The sequence below is a fragment of the Hyphomicrobium sp. 99 genome, from assembly GCF_000384335.2.
In the GTDB taxonomy this organism is placed as follows: Bacteria; Pseudomonadota; Alphaproteobacteria; order Rhizobiales; family Hyphomicrobiaceae; genus Hyphomicrobium_B.
On the sequence record NZ_KQ031382.1, the window covers coordinates 2,393,003 to 2,412,854 of the forward strand.

19 protein-coding genes are annotated in these 19,852 nt (G+C 58.4%); 8 read left to right on the forward strand and 11 right to left on the reverse strand.

The annotated features are described in order from the left end of the window. Positions 1-18: 18 nt before the first annotated feature. The 5 genes from G359_RS11515 to G359_RS11535 all read right to left on the reverse strand — a co-directional run bounded on the left by G359_RS11515 (position 19) and on the right by G359_RS11535 (position 3,944). A complete protein-coding gene (locus G359_RS11515; protein ID WP_045836251.1) occupies positions 19-609 on the reverse strand; it encodes an NADPH-dependent FMN reductase in 591 nt (196 codons plus the stop codon). An 82-nt stretch (positions 610-691) separates the two neighbouring features. Beyond that, positions 692-1,612: a copper homeostasis membrane protein CopD gene (gene copD, locus G359_RS11520; RefSeq protein ID WP_045836252.1), complete on the reverse strand. Its 921-nt coding sequence runs from the start codon at positions 1,610-1,612 to the stop codon at positions 692-694. Between the two features lie 13 nt (positions 1,613-1,625). Further along, on the reverse strand, positions 1,626-2,051 hold the full coding sequence (gene copC, locus G359_RS11525; RefSeq protein ID WP_371199052.1) for a copper homeostasis periplasmic binding protein CopC: 426 nt from the start codon (positions 2,049-2,051) through the stop codon (positions 1,626-1,628). A gap of 99 nt (positions 2,052-2,150) precedes the next feature. After that, positions 2,151-2,768, reverse strand: coding sequence for a hypothetical protein (locus tag G359_RS11530; protein WP_052699327.1), 618 nt, complete (start codon positions 2,766-2,768; stop codon positions 2,151-2,153). A 678-nt stretch (positions 2,769-3,446) separates the two neighbouring features. Beyond that, the gene (locus tag G359_RS11535) at positions 3,447-3,944 is read right to left on the reverse strand and encodes a pyridoxamine 5'-phosphate oxidase family protein (RefSeq protein WP_045836254.1); all 498 of its coding nucleotides are present in this window, start codon (positions 3,942-3,944) and stop codon (positions 3,447-3,449) included. Between the two features lie 279 nt (positions 3,945-4,223). On the opposite strand from G359_RS11535, the gene G359_RS20475 reads away from it, so the two are divergent. The 3 genes from G359_RS20475 to G359_RS20480 all read left to right on the forward strand — a co-directional run bounded on the left by G359_RS20475 (position 4,224) and on the right by G359_RS20480 (position 5,595). Continuing rightward, the gene (locus tag G359_RS20475; RefSeq protein ID WP_156150743.1) at positions 4,224-4,370 is read left to right on the forward strand and encodes a hypothetical protein; all 147 of its coding nucleotides are present in this window, start codon (positions 4,224-4,226) and stop codon (positions 4,368-4,370) included. A 244-nt stretch (positions 4,371-4,614) separates the two neighbouring features. Beyond that, on the forward strand, positions 4,615-5,010 hold the full coding sequence (locus G359_RS11540) for a (R)-mandelonitrile lyase (RefSeq protein WP_045836255.1): 396 nt from the start codon (positions 4,615-4,617) through the stop codon (positions 5,008-5,010). Between the two features lie 276 nt (positions 5,011-5,286). Beyond that, positions 5,287-5,595, forward strand: coding sequence for a hypothetical protein (locus G359_RS20480; RefSeq protein ID WP_045836256.1), 309 nt, complete (start codon positions 5,287-5,289; stop codon positions 5,593-5,595). Positions 5,596-5,630: 35 nt separating this feature from the next. On the opposite strand, the gene G359_RS11550 is transcribed toward G359_RS20480, so the two are convergent. Genes G359_RS11550 through G359_RS11560 form a run of 3 tightly spaced genes read right to left on the reverse strand, consistent with a single transcriptional unit; the run spans position 5,631 to position 9,926 of the window. Then, positions 5,631-7,061 (reverse strand): pyridoxal phosphate-dependent decarboxylase family protein, encoded by a 1,431-nt coding sequence (locus tag G359_RS11550; protein ID WP_045837922.1) that lies wholly within the window; start codon positions 7,059-7,061, stop codon positions 5,631-5,633. 47 nt (positions 7,062-7,108) lie between these two features. Then, a complete protein-coding gene (locus G359_RS11555; RefSeq protein ID WP_052699329.1) occupies positions 7,109-8,653 on the reverse strand; it encodes a hypothetical protein in 1,545 nt (514 codons plus the stop codon). Between the two features lie 25 nt (positions 8,654-8,678). Then, on the reverse strand, positions 8,679-9,926 hold the full coding sequence (locus tag G359_RS11560; RefSeq protein ID WP_045836257.1) for an ATP-grasp domain-containing protein: 1,248 nt from the start codon (positions 9,924-9,926) through the stop codon (positions 8,679-8,681). Positions 9,927-10,381: 455 nt separating this feature from the next. Between G359_RS11560 and G359_RS11565 the strand changes: the two genes are divergently transcribed. Beyond that, complete coding sequence (locus G359_RS11565; RefSeq protein ID WP_156150744.1) at positions 10,382-10,783, forward strand: hypothetical protein; 402 nt, start codon at positions 10,382-10,384, stop codon at positions 10,781-10,783. Between the two features lie 208 nt (positions 10,784-10,991). Continuing rightward, positions 10,992-12,137, forward strand: a complete 1,146-nt coding sequence (locus G359_RS11570) for a GNAT family N-acetyltransferase (RefSeq protein ID WP_045836259.1) — start codon at positions 10,992-10,994, stop codon at positions 12,135-12,137. A 53-nt stretch (positions 12,138-12,190) separates the two neighbouring features. On the opposite strand, the gene G359_RS11575 is transcribed toward G359_RS11570, so the two are convergent. After that, complete coding sequence (locus G359_RS11575; RefSeq protein WP_045836260.1) at positions 12,191-13,381, reverse strand: FAD-dependent oxidoreductase; 1,191 nt, start codon at positions 13,379-13,381, stop codon at positions 12,191-12,193. 469 nt (positions 13,382-13,850) lie between these two features. Here G359_RS11575 and G359_RS11580 point away from each other — a divergent pair, with 469 nt between their 5' ends. Then, positions 13,851-14,906, forward strand: coding sequence for a glycosyltransferase family 4 protein (locus G359_RS11580; protein WP_197077564.1), 1,056 nt, complete (start codon positions 13,851-13,853; stop codon positions 14,904-14,906). A gap of 12 nt (positions 14,907-14,918) precedes the next feature. Here the strand turns inward: G359_RS11580 and G359_RS11585 are convergent, their stop codons facing one another. Further along, the gene (locus G359_RS11585) at positions 14,919-16,352 is read right to left on the reverse strand and encodes a lipopolysaccharide biosynthesis protein (RefSeq protein WP_052699331.1); all 1,434 of its coding nucleotides are present in this window, start codon (positions 16,350-16,352) and stop codon (positions 14,919-14,921) included. A gap of 120 nt (positions 16,353-16,472) precedes the next feature. Between G359_RS11585 and G359_RS11590 the strand changes: the two genes are divergently transcribed. Continuing rightward, positions 16,473-17,684, forward strand: coding sequence for a glycosyltransferase (locus G359_RS11590; protein WP_197077565.1), 1,212 nt, complete (start codon positions 16,473-16,475; stop codon positions 17,682-17,684). A gap of 4 nt (positions 17,685-17,688) precedes the next feature. Next, complete coding sequence (locus tag G359_RS11595) at positions 17,689-18,501, forward strand: polysaccharide deacetylase family protein (protein ID WP_052699333.1); 813 nt, start codon at positions 17,689-17,691, stop codon at positions 18,499-18,501. Here G359_RS11595 and G359_RS11600 read toward each other — a convergent pair. Then, positions 18,498-19,838, reverse strand: coding sequence for an O-antigen ligase family protein (locus G359_RS11600; protein ID WP_045836261.1), 1,341 nt, complete (start codon positions 19,836-19,838; stop codon positions 18,498-18,500). The two genes, G359_RS11595 and G359_RS11600, sit on opposite strands and share 4 nt — an antisense overlap. Positions 19,839-19,852 lie beyond the last annotated feature (14 nt).

A 19,852-nucleotide genomic window follows, 5' to 3' on the forward strand; every position in this document is an offset into this window, starting at 1 on the left:
TCGTCCTACGGAAACCCGTCAGTATGGAGGTTGTTTCTTGGTGCGTTGATTTCTTCCAGCTTCTGTCCACCACGCAAGGTCGTCAGCAAAACGCGGAAAGGCTTTGCTGAGCGACGCTCCAAGTTCCCCGGTGGGCTTGCTGTTCGCGTCCAACGTTTGGGCGATTGGCCCGACGGCGAGTGTACTCGAAACAACGACCATTCCCATCTCGGATAAAGTGCCGTGCCACGTAAAGCTCGATCGCGCGCCGGATAGTCTTCCTGCAGAATAACTCGCAACCGCAGCGGGCCTCCAATACCATTCCTCGAGAAAATGATCGGCGAGGTTTTTGAGGCCCGGCTGCATCCCCCAATTGTATTCGCCAGTCACAAAAATGAAAGCGTGGGCGGCCTTTATCTTCGTCGCCAGCGCTTCCATTGCGGGAGGCGCCGTCCCAGCTGGAAATTCCTTGTACATCCGATCGAGCATCGGCAGGCCGACCGCCTTGGCATCAATGAGTTCCACGTCGGAGCCTCGAGTGCGCAGTTCTGAGACGATGAAGTTGGCAAGCCGGATGCCCAATCGATCGCTGCGATACGATCCGTAGAATACGAGGATCCGATCAGCCATTCTGCAAACTCCTGAACACAGAACGCTAAAGATATAAAATGAATGCCCGATTGTTGCACCCAGTCAGCCCAAATGCAAAACTTCAGTGGTGCATGCCGATGTGATCGAGCAAAGCGGGCGGCATCGTTCCCAAAGCGGCGACGACGCATAAAATGAGCAGTCCGAATGCCGCTTCTATCAACGCGTTCCGCCGTAGCGTCGCAACTGTGCCGCTCTCGGAGAGACGCGGCGTAAGTGCGAACCGGTTCAGCGTCGCAATCATCACCATCACGAGAAAAATCGCCACCTTGATCGATAGCATCCGCCCATAGGCGCTATGCGTTAGCAGCTCGGCACTCCCGACAAGGTTCGAGGCATTGATGAGCCCGCTCGCGGCGATTGTCAGGACGGCGGCAATCCCCAGATTCGAAAACCGCCTCGTTATCACAGCAATGTCAGCGATCGTTTCCGGGCGGCAATCTTCTGCCGGCGCCCAGAGATATAACGCGTAGGGCAGCAAGCCTCCGAGCCAGGCGCTTGCAGCAAAGATATGGACGACATCCGCCGCAAGGTGAACATCTCCTTTCATCCCGGGCCCGCTTGCGGCGTGTCCGGCAAAAGCCAGCCCGCCGGCGAATATTGCCGACAACACCAGTTCTATCGTTAAGGCGAAAAAGCCATTCGCCTTCCAAAGGAGGACCACGGCGGCGAGCAATGCTCCGGCGACAAATCGGACGATCCACGCGTTGCCGAATTGCGTATCCATGAGAACCGTCGAGCCGGTGCCATCAATAATCGACGACACCCATGAGGCATCGTCTATCGCGGCGGTGACGGCGCAAAACCACGCCACCCCCGACAAAAACGCAACGGCAAGGCTGCACCAGAAAAGCAACCGCAGCGAATATCCCAAGGAAGCCGGCAAACGTCCGCTCAAAATGAACGCACGAAAAATCAGGACGCCTGCGACTTGTATCGTCGCAACGAAATGCAACGCTCGCCAGAAAATCAGTGTCGTGTCCACTGAGCGCCTCGGATCATTTCCCAACTTGGAACGAGAAGCTTCCTTGCGTCTTGTGCGTGTCGACCGATAAGGCGTGCCAATTCACTGAGTAACTTCCAGGCTCGAGCGCTTTGACTCCGACGCTCATAGTACTCCCCGATGCACTGCTGCCTGTGTCCACGCGTGCGCCCGCCGAGTTATGGACTGTCGCGCCACTAAATTTGGGCTCTAGCTGCTCGGTGAAATGCAGCGTCACTTGGCCCGGAGACGCGGCGACCGTGCTGCCGGCCGCTGGGCTCGCGCTATCGAGCCGTGCGTGAGCTTGAGCGACGGAAGGAATAGCAAACAGAAAAAAAGCAACAGCTGCGATTGCAAGATCGTGTGACCTGAACATCGAAGCTCTCCTTATTGATTTGAGGCGGCAAAAGCGGCTGCCCGTATGTTTTTGGGAAAATGTCATTCAGATACAAATACAGCTGGGCGATACGGCCAGCGCCATCTGGCGCGAGAGGCACTGCACACGGAAAAAGGCTAAAAACGAGCGCTGAATGGGTGCGCTCTAAGCAGCTTCTTTATTGCTCTTCCTGAAGCCAGCCAGCAGGAGACCTGTCAATATGCAAATGCCGATGAAAATGAGTAACGTCTTAAGGGGATTGAACGGAACACCGGCCCACTCGGGCAAAATGATCTCTCCCGTATTGAGAGGCGCTGCGCCGTTACTGCAAATCTGGAGCGCCGTGTTCTCCCGCAGCATGTCGGATTGAATTCGGGATGCTAGCTCATTTGCCTTCGCCGGATCCCCCGAGGAGCGCTGGAGCTGATCAAGCAGCGCTTTGCTTCCCGCAAGATAAGCGTGTGAACAACCATTGAAGGGATTGTCTTCGTTGGTGAGAGCCCCGGGGACCAGACCCCAAAGGCAATAGGCGAACTGGAGGTTGACAAAATTATAGAGCGTTCGGGTCTCGACATCCGGACTGACCTGCCGCGCAGCGAGATCGACGATCGCATTCCTGTATCGATCCATCACGTGCAACTGCCCGTGCGTCAGATTGGCGATGGGCAGACCCGATGTGTTGAGCGGCGCCCGTGAGTTGTGGGCATCTGCAGGTCCGGCGAACGATGCAGTAAAGACGCATAGCAGTAGCGCCAGATTTCGCGGAACATCGCGAAGGCGCAAGTTAATGCCCCTTGCAAAGCTAAACCTTCGTGAACCCATAAGAATTGGCTGCGCCTCCCACGCCGTCGAGAACATAACTACGTTCTCGACGCGAAGCGCAAGCCGTCCAACGAAGCTTGAACTCGTTCTAGGCCTGAACGGGCGTTACTCGCCATTTCACTGAGATTAGGCAGGGGGCCGCTCGCCTACTTCCGGCGGCGGGCGCGTAGCTTCTGATTGAACCAACCATATTCAGCGCGCGGGTTGTTATAGTTTCTCAATCGCCCGGGATATCGGGACCCGGGAGACGAATCAGGGCCGGAAAAATTGCTGCTGCCAGGAGGCATCCGGACGATCGGAGGATCCATAGCCGAGGGATCGGCGCGGACCCTAACCTGCGCATCAGCAGGCGACGCAAAAGCCATCGCAGCCATCAATAACAAAGCACCCTTGAGCATCACAATCGCTCCACTCTCCCTCCTCTTCGACCGAAGATTTGCATATGGTACCGCTCGCAGCTAGCGGCAACCGAAAGCTTGGATCGTTGAGAATTCGCCGCATTCAGCGACAGAGGAAATCTCAACCGCATCTTGCAAGCGCAGCTTCAGCAAAGCCGACCCGAAAGATGAGCCCGACCGGTTGCGACGTACGCGTCACGTTTTTGCCGATCATTGGTCGTTCACCCACCTGTCGTGCCATTCACGAGCGAAGCGTAACCTTTGCGTTGATGGTATCGTCCGGATGGGGTCGCTCCCCCTTGAGGTAGGCCTTCAGCCCTTCGAAAAGATATTTGATGCCTTCGGCACTGCTGTTGTCCCAGTATTCGGCCGACTTCGGTAAGACGTGGATCAGCACCAGGTTCGGGTCATCTTTTCCGCCAGGAAACCAGACGCGCCAAGCCTCATTCCAAACCCGTTCGACCACCGCCCCGTCACGAACCACCGACGCCGTGCCGTACAACGTCGCAAACTCCGACGAGCTTTGGAACGTCACCAAGACCTCGGGATGAGCTTCAATTTCGGCGACTTTGGGGGACCTCCCGTCCGTCACGAAATACGCATCCGCGTCTGGCTTCAGTTCAGCGACGGCCATCGGCCTGGCATGCAGGGAATTGTCCGGCGTGCGCGACGCCAGCATGGCTGTCGAGAAGCCCGTGAGAAGGTCATAGAGATGCTTTTTCTGTTCGCTGGGGGTCATCGAAAAACGTCCTCGCTTATTCACTCCCGGCAAACACCCCCGGCGGTCGGATGTTCCCGGCCGCGGTGCGTCTCACGCAGGCAAATATAACGGACGAGTTCCGTGACGGATCTCCCGGCTTATCCATCCAATGAAGCCACCCTCTGTCACGATCCTTTAATCGGACTGGTTCATTCTCCGAACCGGCGACGGCATGACGACCCTGCGGATGAAAATTTTCGACGCGGCGGAACATGCAGCGTCTTTCGACGTTGCCATGCCGACCTCCGGAGAATGACTATGGGCTACGCTTTTTACGCTGTGCTGAATTCGCTGCCGCAGATCGCGGTTGCGGCCTTTATCCCCGTTGCGGCCACCATCGCGGTGAGCTTCGTCGTGAAGTCGCTGCGCCGGCGCTCGGGCGGCCAGCCCATCGGCATAGACTGACCTCTGTCAATCATCCTGCCCTTACAACGCTCGGCCCAGGCCGGGTGATCACGCCGCGTTGTCTTCCAAGCCCAGACGTTGAACCGCACCTGAGGACGCTTGGGGCGGAAACATCCAGCTCCGAAACCAAAAGCGCGTCTACCCTAGCCCCGAACGGGAGGGTCTGCCGGCGTCATAAAATTGAACCACCGAGCTCCCACCACAGCTTAGCAATGATACCGGCTGCCTTAGAAAAGGAATTGCTATGAAAATCACGCGCAGCGGCGCCCTACCGTCCGCCAAGGGCCCAGCAGAGTACTTCACCGGGCACACCAGGATCGACCCGCTTATCCAAACGGTCGAGCCCGCGCGCGTTGCTGGCGCCCTCGTGACCTTCGAACCCGGCGCCCGCACCGCCTGGCACACCCACCCCCTCGGACAAACTCTGATCGTGATGACTGGCCTCGGATGGGTGCAGCGAGAAGGCGGGACGATCGAGGAAATCCGGCCGGGTGATGTGGTCTGGTTTTCACCCGGTGAGAAGCATTGGCACGGTGCCTCGCCGACCAACGGCATGAGCCACATCGCCGTTCAAGAAGCTCTGGATGGCAAAGTCGTCGACTGGCTCGAGCACGTCACCGACGAGCAGTATCGAAAGTAACGGTGGCCAAGTCTCTGCCGAGCGAGACTGGGCTCTCTCAGAAAATTTCATAGCTTTTTTTAACGGGATCATCACACCGCAGGCCGCAGGATAGCCTCCGGACGGCTAAAACGAGTTGCGTGAGCATCGATGACGATCCAGCAGAATTTCAAATACCATCCTGACCGAGAGAAAAAGCACCTAGGCCTGACTCTCTTCGTCATATGTCTCATGACATTCGCTTGGATTGTATTTGCTCTCGTCCATTGAATGGCTAAGCGGGGACTATTTTCATCAATGAAGACGCTTATCGCTCTGGCGGCCTTTGCGGCCGCGAGCTTCACCTCATCGTTCGCGTCGGCGGCCGATTTCGGGGGCGGTTACGAGACAACGGACGACGCCTATTTGCTGGAGGTGCTACCTCCTCCCGTGCTCATAGCAACCCCGTACAACGACCTGTACGAAGCCAACGGCGTTTACTACGCGCCGCCTTACCCGCTTCCCTACTTCGGCCTATTTCCGAATTGGCGACCGCGCTACGGTGCCCCCGAAGTCTATGCGCGCGCCCGCTGGGACGGACCCAGAGGGCACCGACACCGCCGCTAAGTTCGGGTGAGCGTAGCAACTGCTAAAAGCCGTTTCTAAGCGCGCTTTGCCAAAGCGCTGATGGCGTCCATGAACAGATCGATATCGGTCCGCGTCGTCCGATGATTGAAGACGGCGCAGCGGATCACCGTCTCGCCGTTGATCGTCGTCCAGGAAGGCGCCGCGATCCCGGATTCTTGAAGATCTAAGACGAGATCCCGGTTGACTGCGCCGCTCGCTCCTTTCACACCGAAACAGACAATATTGAGAGCGACCGGAGCCTTGAGCTCGAAGATGGCGCTCTCGCGCACCTTCTCCGCGAGATAGCCCGCAAGCTCGCACGTGTGGAGAATAGCGTCGCCAATCCGCGCCGTACCGAGCGTCTCGATCGTCATCCAGGTCTTGAATGCGCGGAAGCCGCGCGAGAGATCAGGGCCGAGATCGCATGGCCAAGTCTCGCCCGCCGCGAGCCCACGGTCAGCCCGCTGCAGATAAGCAGCCGCCGACGCGAATGCCTGCTTGTGAGCCGCGCCGTCTTTCACCAACAGAAACCCGGCATCATAGGGAACATGTCCCCACTTGTGGAAATCGAGCGCGATGGAATCCGACATCTCGATCCCGGCCGTGAGGGGCTTGAGCGATCGCGAGAAAATCGACAGCGCCCCAATCGCTCCATCGACATGAAACCAGAGATTTTCTTCGCGTGCGATCTGCGCGATCTCCGAGAGTAGATCAATCGCTCCGGTGTTCACCGTCCCGGCGGTCCCAACGATAAGAAACGGAAGGAAACCCGCTGCTTTGTCGGCACGGATGCTGTCCTTCAAGGCATCGACTCGCATTCGACCCAGAGTGTCGGCGTCTATCTTCCTTAAATGCGCTGACCCGATACCCGACAGTTGCATCGCCTGCGAAACGCAGCTGTGAGCCTCGCTGGACGTATAAGCGACAAGTTGGCGGTCGGCGCGCTGCAATCCGGCTTCCCGGCTCTCCGCACCCGTCACGTTTGTCTTGGCGACGATGACAGCGAGAAAGTTCGCCATCGACGAACCCGTAAGGAACAATCCGCTGGCACCTTCCGGATAGCCGAAGGCCTCACTCATCCAACGAACGATCTGGCGTTCGACCTCGATGCCGATGTGGTCGCGGCCACCGCAATTCATGTTCAACCCGGCGGCGACCATTTCAGCGACCATACCGAATGGCGTCCCGGCGCCCTGCGCCCAACCCATGAAACGCGGATGCAAATTACCAGCGGCGAACGGCACGACGTGCGCACGCACGTCATCAAGTACGTCGCCCAGCTCGCGGGCCTCTACAGGCAACGACCGCGCAAAACGCTGCCGCGTTTCGGCTGGCGGCTGCTGCCAGACAGGCTTCTCTCGAATCGACTCAACATTTGAGATGACCTCGTCCAAAGCCGCATGCGCGAGCCTTCGAAATTCGGACCAGTCGGAAGGATCGAGATCGCGCGATCCCGTGGATGCCACGTCTTCGCCCTCCGAATCACTAACGCCGTTCGCGTCGGCGCAGGACATCATGAGCCTTCAAGATGCCGGTCGATCCCCGACCACTTTGAGAAGACCGCATCTAGGTCGTTCTCGATCGGCTTGCATGCATCCTCGAGCGGCACGCCTTCGGCCATCCGAGCGGCAACACCAGCAATATCAACCGCCGATGCACCGATCCGGAGAGCAACGCGAGGACCGATGCGCACCGCCTGGCCCACATGGCAAACGGGACCGCCAGCAGAACTCCTCAAGGCCTGTTGGATGCTCTGCGCTTCCTCGAACCTCGCGAAATCTCCGCGACTGTTGAGGACCGTCAGCGGAACGATGCCACGCGATGACAGATATTCGCCGTCGTCATCAGGATGCAACCCGACGCCCTTCACATCCCGCGCCCGGGCCAGCACTGCTTTGACGAAATGCCGCCTAATGCGAGCCTGAACCAATTCATCGACGCGCGCGTAAGGCGCGAGATTCGCCAGCGCGGCGACCCACCTGAGGCTGAGCCCGATATTCATCTCGGATTTGAACTTGAAGTCGTCGCGTGCACGAAGTGACTTTGGCCAGTCCTGTGCAGCCGTATATTCGGCGAGACCGGCCGGAACCTCACCGCACTGAGCAATCTCATCCGCCATGGCTGCCGGGATGAGCAAAGCGCCCGCGAACGGCGGACCCGCTACAAGCTTCGAACCGGTCACCGCTACGAGGAAACCATCGGCGAGGTCTCGTTGCAGCTGACTGAGCGGACAACGCAGCTGGCAAGCGTCGATAACGATCCGAACGCGACCGGGAGCAGCAGCGGCGAGCTGCCGGGCCGTCGCGCGCGTTACGCCTTCCAAGCCCGTCTTCGACGTATCGAGCACGTGCACGAGAACGTCGCGTCCTCGTCTCAATTCCTGCTCGACCAGAGCAGCGACGTCGTAGTCGATCGCCTCCGGACGGCGCTGCGCGCCAGCATCATTTCGGATAGGAACCGTGCGAACATCAATCCGGCCAGGCGACAGGCCCTCAAGCAGTTCGCCGGAATCGACCATCCGGCCAAGCGCCGTCAGATTTGAGAAATGACGTCCTGCAGCGGCAAGCGGTATGCCGTTTCCTGTCTCATCTGGCGCGATGAAAATGTTGGTGATCGGCCGCGGCGATAAAGCCGCAACGAGCGAGAGCGCCAGTATTTCTGCGTCCGTTCCCGACGCCGCCAATATGACTTTCGTCCCGCTCGCGCCGAGGAGCTGACGCACGCCGCCGCGAACTTCGTCAAACCAATCATCATAATGAATCGCAGTGATGGAAGCCGTTCCGACGAGCCGCTTCAGCGCGTGGTCGGCCGCGGCAAAACCCGCTGCGGATATGTTGCTCGCCGTCGTGGACGAAAAAGATATTTCGTCGACGGCAGGCGTTACCAGCGTTCCGTAACGGTTGCGACCTGTGGAGGCTTCCGCCCAAATGCGTCTATCACCGCCGCTTGCTAGCAGCAGTGACACTGACGAAAGCGGTTGCTCGCGGTAAATCTCCGGAGGGCAATCCAAACCGGTGTTCGCAAACTCTTCGCGAACATTGAGTCGCGTCGCGACCATCAAAATCTCCGAAAGTGAAAGTCGCTCATGCCGCGCTGATCATCGGTTCGATACGCCGTTGCAATGCATCCTCGAATGCATCGAACAGCTTGCGCATCGCGTGCTTCTTGTAGGGAAACGTAACGTCTGAATCCATCGAGTGAACGATCATTGCGACGTCGGCTTCGAAGAGCAACAGGCGCCCATCAGGAAGCTCCGCGCAATCGATGGCGAAATAGTCCAAACCCAATCGGCGATGCAAAGCTTCGAATGCCGCCGCGTGCCGCACGGCGAAGTCGAAATCGAAATCCTGCATCCACGCGGCTTCTTCGGCGCGCCGGTCCGCATACTTCGCCATGCCAGCACTGAGGTAGTGCACCATCCAATGATCGGAAACGGCGAGATGACTGGCAAAGGCCTTCCCGTCAATGAATGCAATCCGCTGCTTGCGGAATTTGCCGTCCGGCCCGCTGTAATCGACGAAAGGAGAGAGATAATATTCGGACTCACTCCGGCTCTCGAGGTATCGAACTAGCTCGGCTTCGTTCGATATCTTCTCCATCGAATGGCCCGCATGCGTACCGACCGGCCGCACGATGATCGGATAGTTTGCTCCGGCAATCACCGAACCAAGCGCAAGGTCATTCGCCGCCAACTTTGCGAGCGTCGCACGAGACACACTCACTGTCGAAGGCGCCAAGATCATCGGCTCGTCGGCAAACGTGTCAGACACCCCATCCCTTGTGAGACCCGCGATCCGCAGAGGCGCATTATTCATGACGGGCCCTGCCCACCCGGTCAAAAGCCCTTGCAGCGTCTGAAGGACCGGCCGGTTCGCGGGCGACTCACCAATCGCGACGAATGCTACGTCGTGTTGCGGAACGTTGGACAGATCGGTCGTTGCAGCATCGACATAATGCAGCAGAACGTTCGCGTCCGAGTTCTCCAAAAGAAACTCGATCGGCGTGTTGGCCATGAAATCGCCGGCCGTGACGAAAACCAGAACTCTCGGTCCCGTGCCTCGCCCATTTCGGATGTGGAAGGTTCGGCGAATGTCGAGAGCCGCCGTCTCGGCGAGCGCCGCTTTATCGGCGTGACCCAACGTACGTAAAATCGTTGAAAGATCCAGGAACGCCGCAGCATCGTGCGAGTCGGCCGAAACGCGCTCCATCAGCCCGTTCCATATGGCCGAGATATCTCGCCCCTCATACAGATGCCGCACGAGCGGCGCCTTGCCGATGATGAGCGCCTGCTCGCTTTCGGCTGCGATCTCAGCAGTCGCTCTCTTCAGCATGTCGTAACTTGTCACGCGGGCTTACATCCCTCATTCCGCGCGAACGTCCAGAACGTTGCTGCGAGCGGCTCATTTCCAAGCGCCCAATGTCATGAGATGGCCTTGTGCCAATCTGACTACGATCACGGAAACAGCGTTTTCGAAGCGCCGGCCAACTTACGAGCCACAGAAAGGCGCAATCCGATTCGCGATGACAGCCAAGCCGTCTAGGCCACTTGGCCTAAAACAACGTTCTCGGACCATCAGCACCTCTGAGTTCAATTCCGATGCCCGTGCAAATTGGCGAAGCTCATCTGCGCGCATTGCACCGAAGCCGCCACGACCGTGTCGAATTTGCACAGAATTGATGGGTCCATTGTGCAGATCGTCGAAGCCGCATGTCGCGCCTCTTTCACTTACGCTAGCGTCTGCCCACTGCGACTCGCACATAGACGAATGCTCAGGCGTGAAATTTGATGCGAATCCTCCAACTGACGAGAGGTTTGGCACTAGCTGCCCTCACGGGGGCTGCCCTCATTTCAGGGCTCGTCTGCGACGTCAGCAACGGCTGGGCCAAGCATTACAAGGCACCTGCATCGTCAGCTTCGAGCGATCCCTGCGCCGCGCCGACGGCCTTCGTCAAACAGCACATCGATCAAATACGGCAACTCAAAGAATCGCTCGAGTCAGGTTCCGACAACGTCGTCAGCTGGATCCAGCATCTCCAAGGGCAAAAAAGCGACGATCCGGACAAAGTCGCTAAGATTTCCGAACTCCACCGCGACGCCGACAGAGTGAACGACCTGCTTCGAGCAGGCGGATGCCCAACGGTCGATATCGACCACGAAGTGAATTTACCCGCCGCCGACAATAAATGACGGCCGCAAGGTTCTGAGCCGTCACAGCAGATCCGTCGGTAGCCGAGGCAGGCCGGTTTAGAGCGGCCGGATATTACCGCCATCAGAACCTAAAGTTTCGAATGGCCTTGGCCCCTCTCCACCCAGCACGCACTGGCACCTAACGTGCATCGTCTGAGGTTCCTCGGTTCGCCGGGGCGCATCTTTCCCTCGGTTCGGATTTACTCTTTTGCCCGCCACCATCATTTCCGACATTTCAGTCGAAATCGCCTCATCTTGGGACGCCATTTCCGAGCGCTGGCAGGTGCTCGAGCTGGAGGCGTACGCATCACCGTTCCAAACGGCGCATTGGATCGGAAATTGGTACGAGACGCTTGGCAGCACCGACGCCGTCGAACCCCTCATCGTTTCCGTTGTAGAGAAAAGCTCGGGCCGCGACCTCATGATGATTCCGCTCGTGCGGCGATCTGAAAACGGCGTCAAGCACATTGAATTCGCAGATCTCTGGGTGACGGATTACAACGCACCCCTTCTGCGCTCAGGCTACAATTTCCATGGGCGGTTTGAGCGAGAGATTTGGCCCGCCATTCTTGCGGCGCTACCACCCGCAGATCTACTGACGCTCCGCAAGATGCCGGTATCACTCGGATCCGCGATGAACCCGCTGACCACGCTTTCGAGCGTCGCAAGCAGCGATCTGACCGGCCATATCGTGGATCTCGGCGAGGATTGGGAAGCATATCTATCGACGCTGAGCAAATCAGCCAGGAGAGAGTTGCGTCGTCGCGCCAACAAGTTTGCCAACGAACACGGTGGCAAACTTCACCGAATCACGACGCCGGATGAGGCGCTTGCGGCTTTGGACGTGTTGCAGACCCAGCAAAGTTCGCGGCTGGCTGCGCGCGGGGCCAAGCATGTATTCGATAATCCGATCTACCAGGAACTCTATCGCCGTCAGCTCTTGCGCGGACTGACCACAGGTCATGCGATCATGTTCGTTCTCATGGCTGAGACCGAAATCGTCGCGACATTCCTCGCCCTCAACAACAAGGGCCACTGCACGCTCGTACGAATGAGCCAATCGCAGGACCTTACGTGGAAGCCGCTCGGACTGGGCAAGATGATCATCTATCAGGCCCTCGAAGCGCTTCATGTGGAAGGCTGCCGAACCTTTGACCTATCGATCGGTTCGAACAGGTACAAAAGCGAGTTTGGCGTATCTCCCATCCCGATGGCCGAACTGACGGCTCAGCTGAGTTGGCGGGGTGCGCCCTTCATCGCTCGCAGAAAAGCCATCACCTATCTCTCGCGGAAACCGCGGCTCATGGCCTTCGCGCGTTCGATTGCCGGTAAGTTTCAAGGCCGCGCAGCTTAGCTTTCGACGATCCCCACTCTTACCATCGACTGTAAGCTGACGGCGAAAAGCCGTCAGCAGAACAGCGAAGCAAACGATGCCTCCATCACGTTGAAGCGCGATCGCAGAACCGTCTTGATGCGCCGGAGATCCCAGCTGAAGCTGCGATCCGTCGCAAACCGGCGCGCATAATTCGCCGCGTGCGTTGCTTGGGCATCGAGCGATGTCTTCAACGGATCATTGTAGAACGACGCGAGCTTTCCTTTGCTCATCAGAGGTGATGCGAGCCAGCCGTCAATATGCTCCGACAATCGGAGAACGTCATTCATGCAACGCGTTAATCCCGTGCCGGTCGCGGGACATGACGTCTGAAAGGCGTCGCCAATCAGAACGACTCCGTGCTGCAGGTAATTACGCACCTTGTCGAGATCCGCCATTCGTATGCGGACGTCATCGGTCTTCTCGAACGACCCCAAATATTTCTCAAGACCCGGCAGCGCGCGATAAAGCGCCGAAACGGGATCGTTCCGAACCTCCGCGACGAACGGGTCGTTGTAATCGTGATAGGTGAAGAGATTGGCCCGCATAATATCGCCCATCGGGAAGAGCGTTATGTAAGCGATCCGGCTCTCGAGACACTCGCTGTAATAAGTCAACGCCGGAAAATTGAATTTGTGTCCATCTTTCGGACGAAGCGAAAAGCCGACGCAGAGCGAATGCTGATCATGGACGCAGTCACGCCCAATGCCGAGGTTTTGACGGACACCTTGTGCAAGCCCCGTCGCCAATACCACAAGCCTCGTCGAAAGAACTTCGCCACTCCCCAGCACGATCGTCTGCGTATCTTCGCTGTTGCGGATCTCCGAAACGCGCTCGTTGACAAACCGCACGTGTCCCGACAGGCTTGCCCGCAATGAATTGACAAGGTCCTGATAGCTGAATCCAATTTCGGTGGTTGTCTTCAGTTCCTCAATCTTGCCGGAGCGGACGACCAGCATCTGATCGACTCTGGTCCCGATCCGCTCAAAGACATCGAGAAGACCGAGCTGCTCGACGTATTCGAGCTGCTCATCGACGATCTTTTCGCATCGAAATTCCGCAGGATGCTTGGCCCGCATATCGACGAGCGTGACGGACACGCCCCGCCGCGCCAGCGCTATAGCGGCCATCGATCCCGCCGCGCCTGCGCCAACGATCGTGACGTCTGAAATTTGATTGCTGGAAGTCGTTCCCGGACGCGGTGAGACAGTGAGATTGGACTTCATAATTTAGTGCCGCCCCGAATTCGGCAGGTCCGTTCCAAAACGAAACGCGATCGTCGAAGAGTTGCCCCGCGCGATCGCGGGCTTTCTTCATTCAAAGCAAGGACAACGCCAACATCGATCGCTTGGCTCTTGGCCATTGGCCGCGCCCGATAATCCGTTCCAATGCCCAATTCACATCGTCATCAGGACCGCATCGTCCGCCCCGACGTTCGCGGGCCCAAATCATCGCCGCTAAAGTAACGTCACAGAACAGATCAGCTCCAACTGGCGGCAGGTTTGCAACGGCATGCGCCATAGGCCCGAAAACGATCATCGGGTTGAGGGAGCATCACCGTTGCAAAAGAACCGGTTTCATTTTGGGACATCGCGCAAGCTTTCCCTAACCGAGAGGCTCGAGCTAGCTGGTGGGGGCGCTTATTCGCCAACCCGTAACCGGTACTTTGCAGGCATCCAGCGGCGCAAAACCTCCGTGTTGCAGCTCGTCCATAGCAACGAAGGCGGCGGCGTCGAAGCGCTGGCGGAGATGATTTCTGACGGCCTTCGGCAGAGCGGAGCCGACGTCGAGACGCGGTTCATCTACCCGAATATCAGTGCCACCACGGCACAGAAGCTGCGCGGCATCGCTAGCGCCATCTCGGCGATTGTACGAAAGCGGCCCGACACGCTCATCGCCTATCAATCGACGGCTTCCGTCTTGGTTGGCATCGTGGGTACCATCGTCGGCTGCAAGAAACGCATCGTACATCAGACCGCCATGCCCGGCGAAATTCACCCCGCAGTCCGCGCGATCGACACGGCTATGGGCTCAGCTGGGCTCTACAGCGTCAACATCGCAAACTCGGCGGCAACAGAACACGCATTCGGCCATTATCCGCGCGCCTACCGGAAATACCTTCGCAGGATCGACCACGGACTCGATGCGCCCGTAGCGCGCTATCCCCGTGCCGCCGTCCTCGCTCGATACGCCATCCCCGACGACGGCCTGCTTTTGCTCAACGCTGGCAGGCTTTGCGATCAGAAAGGTCAGGATCAGATCATTCGCGCACTGCCGCATGTTCGCGCCGCGCGTCTCATCCTTGCCGGCGGCGGGCCAAACGAAGCTTCCCTCAGAGAATTGGCACGATCCCTTGGAGTTGCAGATCGAATCCACTTCCTCGGAGTTGTATCTCGCGATGCCCTGGGCGATCTGCTCGGCGCCGTCGACATGTTCGTGTTTCCCTCCAAATGGGAAACGTTCGGGCTTGCGGCAGTCGAAGCAGCGATGGCTGGCGTTCCGATCGTGGCCGCGGATCTTCCGGTATTGCGCGAGGTCCTCTCTACCGGCGGCGAACAGCTTGTCGGATTCGTCGGAACCGATGATCCGCGGGCACTCGCCGAAGCGATCGAGAAACAGCGCGCACTCAACCGGACAAGCGACGCAATCCGCGATTTCACGCAATCGATCCGCGCCAAATATTCACGAAGCCGGATGCTCGAGTCGTACGCTGAACTGGTCACCGGCACCGAATATCGCCGCGCCGGATGAGCCCACAACCGATTAAACGAGCCGCAGAGCGGAGAGCTTCCGAAATGTGAGCTTCTGGGTCCAAATCCCAAGGCCGAAGATGTCATAGGCCTTGATGATCAAGCACGCTCCGAGGCTGATCAAACCGAACCTCATAACAACCAAAGTCACGTAGCCAACCGGTAGGAGAGCAGCGGCATCAGCTAGGAAAGCAGCGATAGCCGCAACGCCGGCTATTCCACAAAGATCGAGAACAGGAAGCGGCATAGCCCGCCACCGTCTAGCCGCCAAGGCAGCTACAAAACAGCCCGCAGCCTGAGCCGAGAGCACCGCGAGCGCCGCGCCGGTCGCCCCATAAAGTGGAATGAGCAACAGCGCCGCAACCGCACCCGCAGCCACCGTGGCTGTCGAGGCATAGAGTTCAGCAGATGAGCTTTCCAGAAAATAGATCGCCTGACCGAAGTAGAACGCGCGGAAAACGTAAAATGCCGTTGCCAGCGTAAAGTACGGCACGAGAGATCCCGCAGCGTCCGCGTAATGCGCGCCAAACAAAATTTTCACGACGTCCGGAGCAAAGCACAGAATAAACGCCGATCCGAATGCCGTTATGAAGGCATATGCCCGGAACGCCTCGGTAAGGATGACTCGGGTTTGCGCGCTGTCGCCGTCGCTCGCGGCCCGCTTCGCATGTGGCATGTACGATCCGGCGACCGCCTCGGATACCACGACCAGGCTTTGCTTAATGAGATCGCCGACAGCGCCGTAAGGTCCGACGGCACCGACGCTATCTAATCTTCCCAGCAGCAATCGATCGCCACTTTGGCCGACGGCGTTGATGCCGAAAGCCAGGATCAACGGAGACCCATATTTTAGATACTGACGCGCGACGTCGGCCGAATACTTCGCCCAAATCCCTGACCATCCTTCACGGATCAGCGGCACGGCCGCCAAAATGTGAGCGGCAGCAACGCCTCCCGCGAGGCCTGTCGCGGTCCCCGTTAACGCGAATGCGGCAGCGCCACCAAGCGGGACGAAAAGCGCACGGAGCAGCACGGCTAAGCCGACCAATTCCACCTTCAGCCGCGCGCGCGAAATCTCGTAGAACGTTTCGAATACCGCGAGACCAATTGTCGGCATGATGGTGCCGGCGACGACATCGGCGCTGTAAAGTCCTGCCCAAACAGTTAACGCCGCGATGAGAACGACCAGGCACACGAACAGGCACATCGTGCGAATGAACGTGCCAACAATCGAGAGCGAGTGATCCGCCGTATAGACTGCGAAGAACGACATCCGCAGCCATTGGATCGCGAAGCCGTAAATGATGTAGGCCGATGCGAGATAAAGCAGATAGGCGCCGAACGTCTCCGGTCCCGCGAGGCGCGCGAAGAGCGCTACCGACAACAGGTTGAGCGCGGCTGCGAACACCCGTGACCCGATATAAATCGCGGTGTGGCGCAAAATCATTCCGGGAATGCCTTACACAGGCTGCATTGCTCGATTTTGGGACGCGTTGTCATTTTCACTTTCGCGGAAGGGCAGCGGATAGGTGCCGATTTAGGCATGCTTTTGGCATGGGTCGGTCCCATGATGCTTCACGAGACAAACCTGAAATCCACTTTCCATGCCAAGCTCGACAGAGACATTGGCGGCGCGTCGGACATCGCCCGGATCGCTCGTGCTGACTCCGAGCCGCGTCAGCCGCACGTCGCATTTTTCATTCGCGCCCTTGATGGCGGAGGCGCTCAGCGCGACGCAATTCTGCTCGCAAACAGTCTCTCCGAGACCGGCATGAAGGTCAGTATTCTGACCCTCGTTCCCGAAGGTAGGCTGAGACGCCTCGTGACCGACGGCGTGGCCATTCATCACGTTCCGGCGAAACGCCTCGCAACGGCAGTCAGCGCTCTGAGCAACGCGATACGTCAGCTGAGACCAACTGAGCTCCTGAGCTCCGAAGCAGCGGCCAATTTGGCGGCCTTCGCCGCGGTCCGATTGCTGGCATCGAAAATCCGCCCCCGCCTCGTGCTGCGAGAAGTGACAGCACCTTCGATCGCGAAAAGACTGGATCCCTACTTTCAAAATCGCCTCGCGTTCCGCCTCGCCGCATACGTCTACAGTCGGGCAGATCGTGTCCTCACGCTGACGGACGGCGCCCGCCGCGATCTCATTTCGAACTTCGGCGTGCCGGCCGAGCGGATCACCGTAATGAGGTCGAACGCCGTCATCGATCCGCAAACGGTCGAGCGTTTGGCCCTCACTGAAGCAACCGACGAAACTCGTGAAAAAGGCCTGCTCGTTGCTATCGGTCGTCTTTCGCCGGAGAAAGACCATCTGACTTTGATCGAAGCGTTCGCTCTTCTTAGCGCACGCGTCCCCGCTCACCTCGTCATCGTTGGCGAGGGTCCGATGCGCCCGGCGCTCGAAGACGCCATCGCACGTCTCGGCCTCAAAGATAGCGTCACCCTGGCCGGCGCGACGAACGATCCCTTCGAATGGCTCCTCAAAGCAGAAGTACTCGTCAGTTCGTCGAAGTTTGAAGGGCTCGGCAACGTGCTGATTGAAGCACTTGCCTGCGGTACCGCCGTTGTTTCCACCGATTGTCCGTATGGGCCTCGCGAAGTTTTGGAAGACGGCCGGCTGGGCCGTCTCGTTCCGGTGGGAAATTCAAAGGCGCTCTCAGAGGCGATCGAGCAGGCATTAATAACGCCGACAGACCGTCCTTTACTGAAACTCGCCGCCGAACGACATACAGCGCGGCAAGCAGCCCGCTGCCTCATTGCCAACCTGCAACTCGGGTGAGACCATGAACAGCATCACGGCGAACAGTGAATGGGTTGGCGCAAGAGGCTCAGAGCGGGCGCCGAAGCGACTGACAGGACTTTGCGCAAGTGGCTCGCGCTATCTCGCGCGTATCGTGCCGACCAAGCCTGTTCGCGCGAAAAATGCACACCCCATCGTAAGTTTCACATTCGATGATGTTCCAGATTCTGCGCGAACGAACGGCGCCCGCATTCTGGATCGGCATGGCGTGCGTGGAACCTTCTACGTCGCGCCCGGAATCTGCGGAACGCAAGACGAGCATTGGACCGTCATCGACATGCGTGGTGTGGCGGACCTGGCTCGTTCAGGGCACGAGATCGGTTGTCACACTTACAGTCACGTCAAGGTTCAGAGCCTCACGCAATCGGATCTCGCGCGCGAAACACAACGATGCTTCGAGGCGCTGCGTGACGTTGGCGGAAGTGCAGTCAGCAAGAATTTCGCTTATCCGTTCGGCAATGTTTCTTTTCCGCGGAAGTTCCAGCTCGACGCGCAGTTCACCAGCTGCCGCAGCATCTACACGGGACTGAACTCCGGCCTCATCGATCTCGCGATGTTGCGCTCGGTCGAGCTTTACGACCGCACAAGCACCGAGAAATCGATCAACGCCATTCTCGATCACGCAATCGCAACGAACGCCTGGGTCATCTTCTATACGCATGACGTCACGCCGAACCCAAGCTGGATCGGCGCCTCACCCACGCATCTCGATATGGCAGTGAGGGCCGCGAAAGCCCGCGGAATTCAGTGTCTGGCTGTGGACGAAGCACTCACCGCCATCGGCGTTCGCGCCTAGGAGGAGCGATCCTCTTCGGCGACCGGGAAGCGCGCCAGCAAATGCATCCCGACAATGGCCATCAGGGCCATGAACCAGACCGGATTGTTGCGCGAGACCAGCACCGTCTCCAGCGATGCTGTGTAAAGCACGTAAATCCATAGTCTCAGGAAATAACGGACAAGCGCCGGACTGTTTGAAACCCGGAGCGCCGTTCCGAAGTCGCGCATCGGCTGATAGATCACGGCAAGCAGCAGCAATACCAAGCCGGGGATGCCGAACTGCAGTGCGGCTTCAAGATAGCTGTTGTGGGAGTCCGTTCCGAGTTCCTCCACCCACCCGGAGATATCCTCCGGCTCAGCGGGAAGCTTGTCGCGGTACATGAGTTCGTTCGTACGCCAAGGGCCCGTGAGCCCATATCCGAAGATCGGATGCTCGGCCGTCTGCTCCATCGAGAAGCGCCAGAGATCTGTCCGTCCAGTGAAGCTCGCATCCGGCAGAACGAGCGCAACGAGCGACCGGACAGGGCCTGGCCAACTCGATCCGACGGTCGCCACATTGAGAAGGACGAGCGGCAGAAGGATGAGCACTGCCCTTAGCCAACCGCTACGCGCCCGATAAACCAATGCCGCCAGCGCAAGCGTGAACGGGACGAGAGCAATCGAGGTCTTCGATACCGAGAACAGAAGAAATACCGATGCGAGGCCGACGATCAGCCAGCCCGCCCATTTCTTCCCGGCATCTTTGATGAACAAGCCGGTGAAGATAAGCACAACCATCATCGCGCCGGCTTCATTCTTATGATTGAAAAAGCCGCGCCAATTTCCGGCGAGTTCCTTCTCCAAGGTGTCGCCCGTCGAATGGATTGAAAGCGACGGCAAGAACGCAACGCCGAAGTAACAAAGGGCGAGGACGGCGAGCGCTGCAATTGCCAACTGATTGGCGAACTGACGGGGACTTTGCGGCAGCCCGACAGCCATCGCTGCAATCGTCATGGAAATGATTTCGAACAGACCCCGCTTTAGGCCTGTTGCCGGATCGGCCGAAACGACATTCGTGATCAGCAGCCAAATCATGAACGCAACGAACGGCAACGCGGCAACATTGCGAAAATGCGCCGGCTTCGTCGCCAGCGTGAAGCCGGCCAAAATCACGAATAGCAACGGGAATACGATCTGATTGGCGATGTTGCCGCCTCCGAGCGGACCGGCAAGATCGGCGCCGGAACGGTCATGGAACGGCTCGAACGAAATCCAATAGACGAGCAGCACGATCAGCAAGAGGAACGGACGAACCGCACTTGCCAGATCGCTTTCGCTCTGCGCGCCGGGTTGCCCTATCGCTTTCGTCGAAATCATATCTGCCGACCCTC

Coding starts and splice junctions, on each gene's coding strand:
- G359_RS20475 (WP_156150743.1), top strand. CDS start 4,224: ATGGGCTACGCTTTTTACGCTGTGCTGAATTCGCTGCCGCAGATCGCG.
- G359_RS11590 (WP_197077565.1), top strand. CDS start 16,473: ATGATGCTTCACGAGACAAACCTGAAATCCACTTTCCATGCCAAGCTC.
- G359_RS11575 (WP_045836260.1), bottom strand. CDS start 13,381: ATGAAGTCCAATCTCACTGTCTCACCGCGTCCGGGAACGACTTCCAGC.
- G359_RS11585 (WP_052699331.1), bottom strand. CDS start 16,352: ATGATTTTGCGCCACACCGCGATTTATATCGGGTCACGGGTGTTCGCA.
- G359_RS11515 (WP_045836251.1), bottom strand. CDS start 609: ATGGCTGATCGGATCCTCGTATTCTACGGATCGTATCGCAGCGATCGA.
- G359_RS11555 (WP_052699329.1), bottom strand. CDS start 8,653: ATGGTCGCGACGCGACTCAATGTTCGCGAAGAGTTTGCGAACACCGGT.
- G359_RS11540 (WP_045836255.1), top strand. CDS start 4,615: ATGAAAATCACGCGCAGCGGCGCCCTACCGTCCGCCAAGGGCCCAGCA.
- G359_RS11595 (WP_052699333.1), top strand. CDS start 17,689: ATGAACAGCATCACGGCGAACAGTGAATGGGTTGGCGCAAGAGGCTCA.
- G359_RS11565 (WP_156150744.1), top strand. CDS start 10,382: ATGCGAATCCTCCAACTGACGAGAGGTTTGGCACTAGCTGCCCTCACG.
- G359_RS20480 (WP_045836256.1), top strand. CDS start 5,287: ATGAAGACGCTTATCGCTCTGGCGGCCTTTGCGGCCGCGAGCTTCACC.
- G359_RS11560 (WP_045836257.1), bottom strand. CDS start 9,926: ATGCTGAAGAGAGCGACTGCTGAGATCGCAGCCGAAAGCGAGCAGGCG.
- G359_RS11535 (WP_045836254.1), bottom strand. CDS start 3,944: ATGACCCCCAGCGAACAGAAAAAGCATCTCTATGACCTTCTCACGGGC.
- copC (WP_371199052.1), bottom strand. CDS start 2,051: ATGACATTTTCCCAAAAACATACGGGCAGCCGCTTTTGCCGCCTCAAA.
- G359_RS11600 (WP_045836261.1), bottom strand. CDS start 19,838: ATGATTTCGACGAAAGCGATAGGGCAACCCGGCGCGCAGAGCGAAAGC.